At 62.4% G+C, this 14162-nt stretch carries 12 protein-coding genes; 4 read left to right on the plus strand and 8 right to left on the minus strand.

The window, feature by feature from the left end:
- Positions 1-17: 17 nt before the first annotated feature.
- From IPL79_15535 to IPL79_15545, 3 genes are all read right to left on the minus strand, one after another.
- A complete protein-coding gene (locus IPL79_15535; GenBank protein MBK9072392.1) occupies positions 18-1526 on the minus strand; it encodes a DNA/RNA non-specific endonuclease in 1509 nt (502 codons plus the stop codon).
- Between the two features lie 230 nt (positions 1527-1756).
- Positions 1757-3601 (minus strand): lamin tail domain-containing protein, encoded by a 1845-nt coding sequence (locus tag IPL79_15540; GenBank protein MBK9072393.1) that lies wholly within the window; start codon positions 3599-3601, stop codon positions 1757-1759.
- Positions 3602-3718: 117 nt separating this feature from the next.
- Positions 3719-5791 carry a hypothetical protein gene (locus IPL79_15545; protein ID MBK9072394.1) on the minus strand — a complete coding sequence of 691 codons (2073 nt, stop codon included), beginning with the start codon at positions 5789-5791 and terminating at the stop codon, positions 3719-3721.
- 98 nt (positions 5792-5889) lie between these two features.
- Between IPL79_15545 and IPL79_15550 the strand changes: the two genes are divergently transcribed.
- The 3 genes from IPL79_15550 to IPL79_15560 all read left to right on the plus strand — a co-directional run bounded on the left by IPL79_15550 (position 5890) and on the right by IPL79_15560 (position 10055).
- Positions 5890-7212: an MFS transporter gene (locus IPL79_15550; protein ID MBK9072395.1), complete on the plus strand. Its 1323-nt coding sequence runs from the start codon at positions 5890-5892 to the stop codon at positions 7210-7212.
- Between the two features lie 61 nt (positions 7213-7273).
- Complete coding sequence (locus IPL79_15555; protein MBK9072396.1) at positions 7274-9631, plus strand: DUF349 domain-containing protein; 2358 nt, start codon at positions 7274-7276, stop codon at positions 9629-9631.
- A gap of 46 nt (positions 9632-9677) precedes the next feature.
- Positions 9678-10055, plus strand: coding sequence for a hypothetical protein (locus IPL79_15560; GenBank protein ID MBK9072397.1), 378 nt, complete (start codon positions 9678-9680; stop codon positions 10053-10055).
- Positions 10056-10083: 28 nt separating this feature from the next.
- Here the strand turns inward: IPL79_15560 and IPL79_15565 are convergent, their stop codons facing one another.
- From IPL79_15565 to IPL79_15580, 4 genes are all read right to left on the minus strand, one after another.
- Entirely contained in the window at positions 10084-10872 is a 789-nt protein-coding gene (locus IPL79_15565) for a type II secretion system protein (protein MBK9072398.1), read from the minus strand.
- A gap of 98 nt (positions 10873-10970) precedes the next feature.
- Positions 10971-11642 carry a hypothetical protein gene (locus IPL79_15570; protein ID MBK9072399.1) on the minus strand — a complete coding sequence of 224 codons (672 nt, stop codon included), beginning with the start codon at positions 11640-11642 and terminating at the stop codon, positions 10971-10973.
- A gap of 965 nt (positions 11643-12607) precedes the next feature.
- On the minus strand, positions 12608-13027 hold the full coding sequence (locus IPL79_15575) for a DUF86 domain-containing protein (GenBank protein ID MBK9072400.1): 420 nt from the start codon (positions 13025-13027) through the stop codon (positions 12608-12610).
- Complete coding sequence (locus IPL79_15580; GenBank protein ID MBK9072401.1) at positions 13024-13434, minus strand: nucleotidyltransferase domain-containing protein; 411 nt, start codon at positions 13432-13434, stop codon at positions 13024-13026. Before IPL79_15580 ends, IPL79_15575 begins: the two co-directional genes overlap by 4 nt.
- A 62-nt stretch (positions 13435-13496) precedes the next feature.
- On the opposite strand from IPL79_15580, the gene IPL79_15585 reads away from it, so the two are divergent.
- Complete coding sequence (locus IPL79_15585; GenBank protein ID MBK9072402.1) at positions 13497-13646, plus strand: hypothetical protein; 150 nt, start codon at positions 13497-13499, stop codon at positions 13644-13646.
- Positions 13647-13672: 26 nt separating this feature from the next.
- Here the strand turns inward: IPL79_15585 and IPL79_15590 are convergent, their stop codons facing one another.
- Positions 13673-13912 carry a DUF2442 domain-containing protein gene (locus IPL79_15590; GenBank protein ID MBK9072403.1) on the minus strand — a complete coding sequence of 80 codons (240 nt, stop codon included), beginning with the start codon at positions 13910-13912 and terminating at the stop codon, positions 13673-13675.
- Positions 13913-14162 lie beyond the last annotated feature (250 nt).

Raw genomic sequence — 14162 nt, forward strand, 5'->3', positions numbered from 1 at the left:
GGCCCCGCCAGGGTGGGCTAACGACGAGGCGCGCGTGGCGCGGCAATGCGGGGTCTTTTCGCCTGCGGCGCCGCGGACTTGGCGCCGCTTTGCCGACTGCCGCCAAGGTCGTGCGGGCCGCGGATGCGCGCCTGCTTGGGCGCAAGGGCCCCTGGCTTCCTGGGCGGCTTGGGCTCATGCGGCAGCGAAGTCAGCTTGCGAGCCGCCAACTCGCCAATCCGGCCTGGCTGGCGCGACATAATTTTTAAGAGCTCAACCTTCCACGGCGGTATCATTAGCTCGCCCGGTAGGGCATCGCCGCTATCGCGATGCGTTAGCAGCGCTTGACGAATCGCGGCCGCATTGGGGCCATCGGCGAGGTGGGTGAACAATTCGATGCCTACAGCGGCCTGCACCTCTTGAGCCGTCTTGATAAACGGTTTAATGCCCGAGACCATCAGAAATGGGTCCTGCACGTTTGGCGCGATAATGCTAATGGGCCGCGCAAACTGCAGCGCCTCGCCAAGCGACAGCGCACGCCCCGAGGCGTCCTTGTTAGGCACGATGATGCCGACGCGAAAGAAGCCCGCCGGCTTGGGAGCCCGCTTGCCATTGTGGGTGAGCACCTCCGACTTTACGGTGACGGTCTTGCCATGGACGTCGGTATAGGTCACGGGCGACCACACCGGGCCGGCATAATTGTAGATTTCATAGTCACCGTCCGCGGCTATGCGTTGAAACGATTTCTCGGCGTCGCGATACACCCCCGCGTTAGAGTACTCAGCCTGCGGAAAGGCATTGTCGTTGACCGCAAAGGTCGCCATTTGGTCCGCGCGGCTCTGCGTCGCCTCGGCGCTCGGCATGATATGGCCGCGCGACAACTTGGTCAGCTGAAACAGGCCGCGAAAATCGTCTTGCAGCTCATTGGTCTTCCAGTCCCGCGGCACGTCGGGGCCACGCCACGCGGTGTTGTCTGGCCGGAGCGCCGGGCCGTCGACGTCGGGATCTTTGGTCATCCACATCGTCACCACGGTGCCTGCGCGAATTGTGCCAGGTGTTTCGGCAATCGGCGTGACATCGGCGATGATGCTGACGAAACGCCCAACGTTCTTGACCATAAGCTTGTCGCCAAAATTCTTGGTCAGCGTGGGAATCCCGAGGCGGGCTTGCCCTGCGCCACGGGTCGCGAGCTGTTGCGTGATGGCGCCAAGCCGAGGTCCCGCGACGTTCATGCCGTCGACGTCGCCGGCAAGCAGGCTTTGCCGGAGGCGCTCGCTGATGCCAAATTTTTTCGCGGTGGTGACCGGGGTGGCGTTGTCGTTCGTCGCGCCGTCGGTGGCCGGCAGGCGTTGTTCCCACGCGGCGGCATCAGCGCTCGTGATGGCGGGCATGCCCTTGATGGGCGCGGCGGTAATCCCGACGACGCGCGGCGGCTCGGGTTTTACATCGGCCCAACCTACCTGGGCGGTCGCCAAGGCAAGGATCGTCGCGGTGCAAAGTGCCACCAAGGGTTGCCAGCGGTTGAGCATGCGGTTGTTCGGCTTCATGGTGGCTTTCTCGGCTTGGGGCTAGTCGCTAGCAAGGGTGCAAGCCATGTGCCACGCGGGACGCGTGCGCAGACTTGCCGCTGCTACGGGCCAGAGCCAAGGGAGGGCGCGCTAACTCGTCCGACGATAAGATTCGCGTGCGGAGCGTCGCCTGATGGGGTTTGTTGCCCCCACTGGTGCCAGCCGTGGCTGGTCCCCTAGTCGGCGGGACCAGGCGCCGTCGGTACCTTTTAGTTCGGCGCGCCGATGGTCGCCGCCGTGCTGGCAAAATCGGCTAGGTCGTCACCGGTATCGGCCTGGTCGGGCACGCGTGAAATGGTTTCGTCATTGAGGCCCGACGAGGCGCCGTCCTTGCCAACGCCTGGTGCGCCGTTGTTTGGGCCATCGCCGCCACGATCGGTTGAGGCAAAGACGCCGCCGATTTCGACATGATCGAGTAGGATCCCGTTGGCATCGCGCAACTCAAGAAAAATGTTTACCGGCAACGCACCCACGGGATTGCCGACGACGATGCGGTCGCCTGCCACCGAGGCCGCGAGAATGCCGCTGCCAATCACGCGCGCGTTGCTTGTGCTCAGCCGTGTCACCACGCGCGCCTCCTGCAAGAGATTTGGGCCGGTATAGACAATGAGCTGATAGTTATTCAGGTTCGTAACGCCCGGCATTAGATTAACCAGCTCGATCCATTCATCGTCTGAGCCCGCCAGGCCCGTGCCCGGGATGTCGTCAAACGGGACGTTATTGCCCCCGACGCTATCGCGCCAGTCTGGCACCGGCGACACGCGTACCTCGGTAATCATCATCGAGCTTGGATCAGCAGGCTTGCTCTCAATGGTGATGGAAAATAGCTCAGAGGCCACCATCACGTTGCCGACGCGATCTCTCACGCCGCCGGGACCGCCCGCGATCGAAACATCAACCGTGCTGCCAAACGGAAAGACGCCGATCGGCACCAACACCACGGTGGTGTCGTCGTTGAGAAAACGAGCGGGGCCGAGCGCAATCGGCGTGTTATTCACTTCGACGACGATGACGCCCGGGGCGTCGATGGAGGCCGGATCGACGCCCTCGCTAAAATTGATGGTAATGGCGGTCGAGACCGATCGGCCGCTACCGGAGGTATGCGATACGACCACGGGAGCCACGGCCTCGGGTGGGAAAATAGGATTAATGTTGGCCGCGCCGGGCGTGGCGAACATCGCCTCAAAATCGTTGATATCGTGGCCCGTGTCGGCAAAGCCATTAGGGCGCGCAATCACTTCGTCAAACGCCCCCCGGGCAAAGCCGTTGCTGGTGCCGTTAGGTGCGCCATCGCCAACGCCGTCGCCTTCCATGTCGCGAGAAGGCGTAAGGCCCCCGATTTCTACGTCGTCGACGACGCGGGCCCAAGGATCGATGAGCGAAATGTACGAGTCGGTCGAAGAGGCGCCGGTCGGGTCGCCGATGACGAGGTAGCCACCGGGCAGAAACGCGCCAAGCGTAGAACCCGACGAGAAGGCCATGACGCCATCAATGCCGAGGCGCGTTTGTTTAACCTCGGTGTCTTTAATCGTGAGGATCCAATTGGTCAGATCGACGGTGTCGGTGCCGGCGTTGTAGATTTCGACGAATTCATCATTGCTTGAAATCGTGCCGTTGCCCGGGGGACCCAGATACGAAGGCACGGCGCCGCTGAAATCATGTTGCGGTGACAAGCAGACCTCGCTAATGACGATATTGGCCACGGTTGGCGGCGGTCCATCTGGGGTGCCGTCAATAGCGCCGTCGCCAGCCCCATCGCCGCCACCGTCGGCGCCGCCATCGCCACTGCCGTCCGTCGCGCCATCATTGCCGCCGTCGCCACCACCATCTTGGCCGCCGTCGCTGCCATCATTATTGCCGTCGGTTGGCCCGTCGCCCGCACCGTCATTGCCGCCGTCGTCGCCGCCATCTTCCATGGCATCGGCGCCCCCATCAGGATCTTCAGGTTGACGATTGTCGCCACAGCTAAGCACGAAGGCCGCGCCAAACGCGCACACCCATGCCCATCGGCGTGCCGCCGAAGCGCTTTCACGTGGTGCGTGGATGCCGATCATTAAAGATAATGATCGAGCATTTCGCGCCTAGATGCAAGGTTGGCGCATGTGGGCAGCCACCCTACTATGGCGCTGGATAGCGCCAGCGTTGGCATTAGCGACGATCTGTGCGATCGATTACTTATCTAAGGTGCTCATGGGCGTCGCCGGTGGCGCGAGTTGTACCGAGAACACAAAATTCGCCTTCGGCTGTCGCAAGTATCGCTCCCGAATCACCGCTTGCGGCACGGTCGCGCCATCGACATGCCGCGTCGCGAGCGCACGCGCTCCCTTGCCGTCGCCCCGCGCCTTGATGCCAGCGACGGTCGTCATCATGTCATTGACCGCGGCAATAAGTTTTTCGCGCACGATTACGAACGCGCCGATATCGCTACCATTGGCTGCCATCACCGTGGCGTCCCAGCGCAAGGCGCCGCGCTCGATGAGAAAGCCAAGCTGAATCGCCGAGACGTTGCTGTACGTCTTGCGATCGCCGCCACCGGTGTACATGCCCTGCGAGACGTGCCCCATCGCCCACACGATGGCGTCGGTATAGGTTGCGATCGCGAGCTCATCGCTGATGAGGCCCTTGCCGCGGAGAAATTCGATTAAGTAGAGCGCGCCGGTCTGGGCCTTGAGCTCCTCGAACACCGACGCGAGTGGCCCGCCGAACGCGACGTCGTCGGTCTTGCCAAACGCCTTGTATTCGTGCGCTGGCCCAAGATTGTGCATGGCCTCGTGCAAGATCGTCGCGAGCAGGCCAGGCTCGGCGGAGCCTTGGTAGGTCGCCATGCTGCTGGCATCGAGCATCGAGGCGGCTTGCTCGCGGCGTGCGGCGAGGCTGTCGGGATCGGTGTAGAGGTTGGTCATCGCGACGGTGCGGCCGCGGCCTTCGTTGGCGACCGGACCCCAGTTGGGCAAGCTCTGCCCGATGGTGGCTCCGAGCGCATCGCGGTCATCGCCGGCGTTGACCACGATGTCGATGAAATCTGGCAGATGAAAGGCGACGGTCCGCGCCTTGTATGGCTTACCCGCGCGTGCGGCGACGGCCGCTTCCATCTCTTGCTGCACCGGCGTTAGCTTTTTTTGCCAGGCAATCGAGCCCTGATTGATCAGGGCGAACGTGAGGTGAAAGCCCGCCTTGTGCGCGCATGGCTCCCAATAGGTTTCGTCCGGCGCGACGCGCACGTACCATTTTGAGTTGTCGACGCTCATCTTGGCCCACGCCTCGTCAGCCGGCATCCAGTTGTTGTCGACAAAACTCTGCGCGGCCGCGAGCAGATAGGTGACCAGCGCATCCTCGCCCGTATCGGCGAGGCTCGCGGCGGCTTGCTTCAGCGTTTCGCTGATACGCTTCATCTGTGGCTCGAACGCCGTCGTATACGGCACCGCGACCAGCTTGCCACCGTCCTCGCGCACGACCGAGAACGGGGTAAGCAGCGCCGCCGCATCCTTGTGGGCTTCGAGGGCCTGGCAGAATCCCTTGTCGTGTTGCGACAGCGCCGCCGCCTTGCCACTGGGTGGTAGCGACTTGGGATACACCCCGACAAACGGCTTGGGGCTGCCCGCTATGGCGCTGCAACCAGCGATCGCTTCGGTGCCCGGCGCGACGCACTGAGGGCCGCGATTGCGGCGAAATAGGCTTTGCGCGACGCGGTCTTTTGGATCGAGCTGCGTGGCGAGCTCGGCGACGCCTGTTTGCAATTGATAGAGTTCGTCGATCTGATCAGCCACGGCGAGCATATGGTGCGCAAACGCCTGATGGGGCGCAGGCATAGTTGACAGATCATTGCGCACCAGCGTCGGGCGCCCGGCATCCAAGTCTTTTTCTAGCGGCGTTGGACCGCCCGCGCGCAGTGCCGAGGCCTTAGATGTCTCGCTAATGGCGGTGGCGGCGGCGGCAAACGCCGGCGTAAAGGTACCGTCTTTCACCCACACAGGTTGGGTCCCATAAAAAAGCAACGTCGCCACCTCGTCTGGCTCTATCGCCTCATTGCCGTTGGCGTCGGCGATCCAATAGATGGGCAGGTTCAGCCGCACCGCATAGCGATTAAAGGCGATGCGGCCCAGGCCCTTCCACGACGTCTTGGTGGCGGCGCGGGCCGAGGGCGTCGTCGCCTCTGTGGCGGCGGTTTTCATGGTCGGCGCCGGTTTTGGCCGTCCGCAGCTGGCGGCGAGCAGGGTAAGGCAGAGCGCAGAGATGAGCTTCATGCGTGCAACCTACGCCAAGGCACAAAGCGTGTCTAGCCGGCGAAAACCTATCCTGTGGCCGCTTTGACGCGCGAACCGCGTGCTACCAATGATCGCCTATGTTGCGCGCTGCCGCCGCTACCTGGCGAGCCTCGTTTGCCGGCCTGCCCCGCGCGGTATGGCTGCTTGCGCTGGTCTCGCTGGTCAATCGCTGCGGCGGCATGGTGCTGGCGTTTTTGGCGCTCTATCTCAAGGAGGCGCTGCACTTTGGCCTCGGCGAGATCGGCTATATCACCGCCTGCTTTGGCGTCGGCGCCATTGCCGGCGCGTTTGCCGGCGGCTGGCTGACCGATCGCTTCGGCTACTTCGCGGTGCAGTTTGGCAGCCTGGCGCTCAACGGCGTGTTGCTCATCGCGTTGCTCGAGGTGAAAACATTTTGGCCGATGATTGCATTCATGTTGATGCTGGGCTTTATCACCGAGGTGTTTCGCCCTGCCAATAGCGTCGCGGTCCTGCGCGCGAGCAGCGCCAGCAATCGCACGCGTGCGTATTCGCTGGTGCGGCTGTCGTTTAACATAGGCTGGACGGTGGCGCCAGCCATCGGCGGCGTGGTGGCGTACTACCTCGGTTGGGCGTGGCTATTTTGGGCCGACGGCCTGACGTGCCTCGCGGCTGCGGCCTTTTTATGGTGGCGGGTGCCGCGTGATCTCGGCGCGGCAAGCGCCCCGGCATCGCCATCGCAAGCGGCACCTTTCGCATCGGCTACCGCCGGCGAAGCGGCGGCCACGATCGCCCCGAGCCTCGCCGCCTCGCCGCGCTCGGCATGGCAAGATCGCCCGTTCGTTTTGTTTTGGTGGTGCACGTTTCTTGGCGCCATGGTGTTCTTGCCGATCGTGTGGTCGGTTCCGATCTACTACAAAGACGTGTTTGGCTGGACCGAAGCCCAGATCGGAGGATTGGCCGCGCTCAATGGCGCCATCGTTGCCTTGGTCGAAATGCCCTTAGTTTTTGGCCTCGAGGCCAAGTGGTCGCCGCTGCGCTTGGTGCGCTTTGGCATGGGCTTGTACGCCATTTCGTACGTTTGCCTACTTACGCTCGATGCCCAGGCTGCGCTGGTCGCCGGGTTGGGCTATACGATCGCGATCTCATTTGGCGAAATTTTCGTGATGCCGTTTTCGTCGACTTGGGTCTCGGTGCGCGCGGATGCCGCCGCCCAAGGCCAATACCTCGCGATGTATTCGCTCGCCTATGCCGTTGCCAACGTGCTCGCGCCGCTGCTCGGCATGCACCTCGCGGCGCGCTTTGGCTACGGGGCGCTTTGGCTCGCTTGCATAGGCATGAGCGGCGCCGCGATGCTTGGGCTAGCCGTGTTGCGCCGCAGCGAACACCATGGCGTCGTAGCGCGCACATTACACGACCCATCGCAGCGCGCTGAAAGTTAAGGCGTCCCGAGCCAGGGATTCCTAGCTGAACTCTTGTTCCGCATGTTAAATTATCAATTGCATGTCTGAGCGCAAGGGAACCAAAGGAGCGACCGACTTCTTTCGTGCTTATGTGCAGCGAGGCACCACCGCCGCTCGCCGCGCCGCCGTCAATAAATTGGGCGGGGGCGACTCGGACGTCGCGATTCTCGCGCGGCTGGCCGCCACCGATGAAGACCTGGCCATTCGCAAGCTTGCGATCGAGCGGCTCGAGCCGCCAGAACTTCTCGCCGAAGTTGCGAAGCGGCAGAGTGACCCCGCCTTGCGACAACTTGCATCTGAAAAGGCGGCTACCCAGTGGGGTCATGTCGCGAGTAGTGGCGGTGAACAGGCACAGGCCGCGCTGGCAGGGCTCTTGGCATTTGGCTGCGATGTGAGCCTTCTCGCGGTGACCTTGCGTGCGGTTGCCTTGGAGGCAGATCGCGAGATCGGATGCAAGGCAGTCGATCATCTCGACGATCGCGATGCGCTGGCTTCGGTGGCGGCGCGTGCGCAAGACCCCGAGGTTCGGCAGCGAGCCCAAGCGCGCCTGGCTGATCTCAAGCCGACGGTAAAAGGAGCAAACGCGGTTGGTGACGGGCACCGCGAACACGGTGACGCGATCGACTTGGTGCAACAGGCAGAGGACCTCGCCGACCGACTTGATCAGGCCGTTGCCGCCGAGCGCTTGGCGGCGTTAACCCAACAATGGCCGCCTGTCAATCGCGTTGATCAGGCGCTGCTTGACCGCTGGGACGCCGCGACCCAGCGCATCATTGACCCCGCGTTAGGTACGGCTAGGCAAGCCGACGGACCCGCGGTGCGGCGCCGGATGGGTAGCAACGATTCAATAGCGACGCCGGCACTGGCGCCGCGAGAGGCGGACCAAGCGCGTCCAGGCATGCGGCTGGCCAGCCAGTTGCGCGCGATGGTCAAAGACCTAGAGGCTCTGACCGATGAAGACGATCTGATCGAGGTTAGCCGCGCGCTCGACGAAGCCAACCGCGCGTTTGCCATGACGGGGGAGTTCGAAGAAGGCGACCGCCACGCGCGCCAGCAGCACTATCGCGAGCAGAGCGACCAACGCGCCGAAAGCATTCGCGCGGCACGCAAGGCGCCGGATTGGGAGCGCAAACAAAACGTCCCGAAGCAAGAGGCGCTAATCAACGAAGCCCACGAACTCGCCAGGCAGCCGCTGACCGAGGGCGAAGCCCGCGAGCTTTCGACGCAGCTGCGCGGCCTTCAGGCGCGGTGGAAGCTCGTGGCCTCGGTACCGGCGGCCTATGGCAGCGACTTGTGGAATGAATTTCAGGCGGCCTGCGAGGCGGTCTTTCATCGAATTAGCGATGAACGCGCGAAGGCGAGCGATCTCATGGCCGCGCAAGTCGCAACGCGCGAGGAGCTGATAAAAAAAGCCGAGGCGCTTTCGACGAGTACTGATTGGGTGGTCACCACGGAGGCTATTCGCCAGCTCCAGGCGGAATGGAAGGCCACCGGGCACGTGCCGCGCCAATTTACCGAAGGTCAATGGGATCGCTTTAGCGCGGCGTGCGGCCGCTTTTTTGAGGCGCGCAAGCCGGTCGTCGAGGCCGAGCGCGAGGTGCAGGGCCGCGCCGCGAGCGAGCGCGAGGCCTTGGTCCTGCAAATCGAGGAACTCGTGGCGAAAGCGCCGCTTAATGGCAGTTGGTCGGAGACCACCGGCAAATTTAAGCAGCTCCAACAACAATGGAAAAACGTTGGCTTCGTGCCCGGGCGCACCGCGGCGGCCTTGCGCCAGCGCGTTAACACGGCCGGCGATGCGTTGTACGAGCGGCGCAATGCGGCGCGGGATGCCGTCGCGCAGGCCATGCGTGACGAACTCGCGAAATTGGCGACCAAGGTCGCCGAGGCGTTGGCGGCGAGTGAAGGCGTCGGCGCCTTGACCCTCGCCATTCGCGAGCAAGTCGCCGCGCTCGCGACGCGCGAGATTGTGCCGGATGCGAACTTGCTGTCGCAGCTTGAGCAGCTCGCTTTGCACGCGCTGCAAACGGATCGAGCCGGCTTGCGCGGCAGCTCACTCGATCCGGCCATCACCAACAAGCAACGCGTGGCGCTCATCTCCAGCGTGCGGGCCATGCTACCCAAGCCGTCGCCCAAGCTGCAAGGCGACGAGTCGACCGCGCGTATCGCGGAAATCCTTACCCAATCAGTGGCCAAGTTTAAGGTCGGCCTGCAACAAGACTTTCGCACGCCGAATGAGGCTGCCGACGACTTCGTCGCGCAGTGGCGCGCGCTCGGGCCCATCATCGACAGCGCGGGCCGCACCGCGCAGCTGGCGTTTGACGACGCCATTGCGGCGTTGCGCCAGGTCGAAGATCCTCGCAGCGCCGCGCTCGATGCCGGCGAACGCACGCGGTCATAGCGCGCTTGAAATTATCGATTCAATGCTGTCATAATTATAACGCCTTATGACCAAGCCTATTTGGGAACTCGAAGCGGCGGCGATTAGCGACGAGCTGCTCCGGCCACCCAAGCGCACACCCAGCGCCACCGAGGTCGCGGCCATTGCTCGCCGCCTCGATGCCCTACCAGCCTCGCCGTTAGAGGAGGCCGATGAGGCGCTGGCCGAATTCGGTGTCCCCGAGGCCACGGTGTTTGACGGCGGCGCCATGGGGACGGAGATCACGCACCCCCGCTTTCACGACGAAGAGGCACAGCCGACTCGGCCGGCGTTTGTGCGCCTGGCGACCGCCAACGAGGACGCCTTCGTCACCCCGACCTCGAAGCTAGCGCCACACGAGCTAGCCGAGCTGCGGCAGCAACTTGCGAGCAGCGCCAAAAAATAGCCAGGTGGGCTAGCGCGACGGCCGAGCCTTATTGATTGCTCGCGGTGTATTTGCCACCGACCACGCTGCCTGTCAGTGACAATGCCATGTACGACACCTGCCGGTTTGAGACGGTCCAAGGCGCCTTGGTTAGGCGATCTTGCGATTCAAAATAGACGGTGACGGGGTCGCAGGTGCCATTGGTATAGCAATAAGGTTCATAGAACACGGTGGCCGCGTATTTTGATTGGGTGCCGGTTATGCCGGGCACTGCGTCGTCGCAGCGCAAGGTGCCGCCATCACAATTGCCCGGCCAGCAGGTGACAACGTTGCAGTGCCCGGTTACATCAAACTGACGCGCCACGCCCGTGATCGTGGCGCCGCCGCACGGCAGCTGCTCGCTAAATTCGAGCGCCATCGTGCCGCCTGGTTGCAGCACCATTAGGTCTATAAATTGCTTATAGGGCGCATCTCGCCACTCATCGTAACACTCGCCGGTTGGGTCGGGCTGGGTGCGGATGCGGATCGAGCCGCGCACCTCGGGAGGCAGCCCGGCAATCAGCGCGTCCGCCGGCGTCGCCTGCGAATTCCGTGCGAGCCGAAATGCTTGGCTAAGTGCCGCGCGCGCGGCCTGGGCCGTGGCGGGCGCATCTTTGGTAGAGGTTTTCTTGGTGGCCGAGATTGCCGTCGCCGCAAGCATGCCGATGATGGCGACCGTGACCACCAGCTCGGTCAACGTGAATCCACCTTCGCGCCGCGCGCGGCGTTGGTTGAGCTGGCTCAGGCTTGCAGAAATGCAGGAGGGGGGAGAAACGATTGAAGAGGTTAGCAATGGCATGGCGATTCCTTTGCCGTCGAGGAATAAAAATGGGCTGACGCCTAGCGCCGCACGCAAGTGCAGCGCGCGTTAGCCGGGCGCGGGCGAGCAGGTAAAGGCTAGCAGCCTGCGCCGTAGTCGACAGATTTGCTAAGGATGCTGCCCGTCATGCTTATGGAAATCATCGAGGCTTGTTGGCCAAGACACCCAGTTTGATTAAACCCGTAAATCAAGTACGAAACCGGATCGCAGGTCGCATTCTGGTAGCAGATCGTTCGGTGGGGCGTGTTTTCACCGACGTTGCCTTGCGTGAAGATGCCGTAATTCCGACCGCCGAACCACTGCCGGTTAGAAAATGTGTCCACTTGATAAAGCTCGTCTAGGTTGGCCGTGAAGAGGGGGGCTGCAAACACGTAGACCGCATCAAAGTTGCCACCGCCGTGGCTCTTGAATTGAAAAATATCGGTATGCCGGATCGGCTCAAGTTGACCGTTTGCCCGAAGCGTCTTGAGTTCGAGGCGGACATACGTGGCATTGGGGTCGTCCTCGCACAGGGCGCTGGCTGGGTTGTTTTGACATCTCAAGAACACGGCATCAATCACGCCTCGAGCGTCGGGGGCACCAAGCGCGATGGCACCCGCGGTGGTGCCATCGGTGACTACCTGGCTGCGCTGGGGCTGCATCTGCGCTATGTCCGCAACCGCGTTCTTATAGACCTGCGGCATGCCGACGGGCTTGACGCTATTAACCGCGACGGCGCTCAAGATGCCGATCAACGCCACAGCAACCACTAGCTCAGTCAGCGTAAAGCCGGCCTGCGCCCGGGAGGGGTGGCGTTCTGTCGCCGGCGAGAGGGGATTTTGGGCGCAATGAGGGCCGTAGCCTCGATCATTTGATCGAGGTTCTGTGCCACCCACGGGCGCCTGAACTGGTTCAGGTAACCGAGAATGCTTATTCATGTTTTTTTCGCTTTGTTGTTTTGTTTTTGTTGTGCATTAGCAAGTAGCAACAAGCGCGCCAAAGTTCTTGAAATGAATTCTGCCACCTGCGCGCTGCAATTGCGCACGGCGCGCGCACGCGAGATGCAAGCTGCACGTCGTGTCAGGCAGAATGCATGTAAGGCGCGCATTTGCCTTAGCGTCCTGCGCGTAGGCCGAAACGCGTTATCCTCGGGTATCCTGCCTTGCCGTGACTTAGCGGCGTGCCTGCTACCACGCGGTGGGCTGTGGGATAAGCTCATCCAAGCTCCCACGTTCGCTCGGTATGCCAAAGCACGGTCTTTGCTTGCGCGGCCTAATATGATTTAGCCGTGTCGGCGCCAATGCAGCATTCGTCAAACGGCAGCCGTCTCTTGAGGGGCGTGGTGTTCGGCACTCTGCTCGCCGTTGCGAATTGCTATCAAGCGCCCCCCGGCTTCAATGATAGCGATGCGGCGGGCGTTTGGCGCTTGCCGCGGCGACGAGCCTCGTTATCACGGGGGCGACCATATATGGCAGCGGCGGGGGCGGCGGACAGGCGGCCACCAGCAGTTGTGCACCGGGCGGTTCGAAGATCTACAGCGCAGGCGGCGGCGGTCGGCTCCATCCACCTGCACGGCAACAGCGTCGACACCACCGACACCCAGAGCAGCCCCGCGCTGGTCACGGCTTTGCCGGTCATGCAGTGAATGCTCGTCGGTCTCAATGATCGCCGGCTTGGCGCAGCTCACGTTCCCTATAAAGCCGGCGGCCACACATCGAACGCCTAGGTCGACTGGCTACAACGTTGCGCGAACATGCCCGATGAACATGCGGAAATCGTTTAGCCGTGTCGCGGCTACTTCGACGAGCACCGCGTCATCTAGGCGGCTGTAGCCATGCACCAAGATGTTGCGAAAACCAGCCATCTTGCGAAACTGATCGGCGAAGGGGCGCGGCAGCACCGACAACACGGCGAGTTGGTCGACGGCATCGGCATAGCCTTCCGTCGATCGCCCGTGCGAGGCAGCGATCTGCGTCGCTATATCTAGCGCTAGTTGAGCACAGAGAAACAGCGCGCGCTCCACCGCCAGATGCAACGTGCGATTGGTCAACGTCGCCAGATTTATGGCACCCAATTGTTCGACGTCGCCGACATACGACTCGAGCTGTTCCAAGCGCCTTTCCAGCGTGCCGCGATCAAGCACCCCTGGGCTCATACGGCGCCCTTCGCGGGGGTCGGCGAAAAGGCAGCGCGTACTTGTTCAAGCCGTACAATATCGTCGGCGTAACGCGACAGCGCGTCGGCTTCGCGCAGGCTGGACGCTGCCAAATCCTTGGCATAAAGCCGTCGCCCGTCGCGCAGCACGCGGTGGTAAAGCAGCGGCGTCGCGTGATTCAAAATGACAAGATCGACCGCCTCTGTCTTGGCGATGGCGGTAAGTTCCGTCAGCAGTTCAACCTGGTGCCCCAACGGCGGGGTGGGCGCTGACCGATCGATATATACCGCCAGATCGAGGTCTGAGTCCGGTCTCGTATCGTTGCGGGCGGTTGACCCGAAGACATAAGCCTCAAGCACTTCCGGACGTGAGGCAAAAAACGTTGCCAAGGCCGCTTCCGTGGTCATGTTGCAAGTGTACACAGTGGCAGCGCCCGAAGCAGCCCATTTACGGTATCGATTTCAGACTGTTGAGATCGTTGCTACATGTTGTCGCCGAACTACTGCTCCTGCCAGTGATCGCCAACGTCGCGGTGCGGATGGTTGTGCAGGCCAGCAAGCCACGGCGCGTCGGTGCCGGCTATCGCGCGGTGGCGCGACCTCAATGGCCCGGCGGCTGAGCTATTTTCGCGGCGCCCCCGATGCCTTAGGGAATGGGCTTGCTCTCCAGATACAGGGTATCCGGGCAGAAATCGGTGCCGTCCGGCCACGTCACGGTGCCGCGCTCAACCCGGCACTGCCGAAAAAAGCCGGGGTCGCGCAACGCGTGAAAGGCCGGATAGTGGAGATATGCCGTGGCTAGGAAGCAGCGCACGTCACCATCAGAAAACTTCACCTTGAGCGCGAAGTTGTCGAGTGGCCATACTTCAACCGGACGGGGATTCATAGGTAGATCACAATCTAATGCTTCAGTCGGCCTGCCAAGTATTTCGTCATATTTTCAAACACCTATGCAACATCGCCTGGGAGATGCACCCGGAATTTCCTATGCCCCAGAGTCAAGAACGCGATATACTCTAACAATGGATCAACGCGATCGTCGCTTGCGCGCCGTTGATCGGCAATCCCGAATGACTTTCAGCCGTGATGGGTCGACGGACGTCGCACCGATTTCTGGTGCTGCTGCCGTGGCCCTT

It is taken from the genome of Myxococcales bacterium, assembly GCA_016716835.1.
Taxonomy (GTDB): domain Bacteria; phylum Myxococcota_A; class Polyangia; order Haliangiales; family Haliangiaceae; genus JADJUW01.

Bases quoted from the DNA above. Each gene is read 5' to 3' on its own strand.
- IPL79_15535 (MBK9072392.1), bottom strand. From the start codon at position 1,526: ATGAAGCCGAACAACCGCATGCTCAACCGCTGGCAACCCTTGGTGGCA.
- IPL79_15540 (MBK9072393.1), bottom strand. From the start codon at position 3,601: ATGATCGGCATCCACGCACCACGTGAAAGCGCTTCGGCGGCACGCCGA.
- IPL79_15545 (MBK9072394.1), bottom strand. From the start codon at position 5,791: ATGAAGCTCATCTCTGCGCTCTGCCTTACCCTGCTCGCCGCCAGCTGC.
- IPL79_15550 (MBK9072395.1), top strand. From the start codon at position 5,890: ATGTTGCGCGCTGCCGCCGCTACCTGGCGAGCCTCGTTTGCCGGCCTG.
- IPL79_15555 (MBK9072396.1), top strand. From the start codon at position 7,274: ATGTCTGAGCGCAAGGGAACCAAAGGAGCGACCGACTTCTTTCGTGCT.
- IPL79_15560 (MBK9072397.1), top strand. From the start codon at position 9,678: ATGACCAAGCCTATTTGGGAACTCGAAGCGGCGGCGATTAGCGACGAG.
- IPL79_15565 (MBK9072398.1), bottom strand. From the start codon at position 10,872: ATGCCATTGCTAACCTCTTCAATCGTTTCTCCCCCCTCCTGCATTTCT.
- IPL79_15575 (MBK9072400.1), bottom strand. From the start codon at position 13,027: ATGAGCCCAGGGGTGCTTGATCGCGGCACGCTGGAAAGGCGCTTGGAA.
- IPL79_15580 (MBK9072401.1), bottom strand. From the start codon at position 13,434: ATGACCACGGAAGCGGCCTTGGCAACGTTTTTTGCCTCACGTCCGGAA.
- IPL79_15590 (MBK9072403.1), bottom strand. From the start codon at position 13,912: ATGAATCCCCGTCCGGTTGAAGTATGGCCACTCGACAACTTCGCGCTC.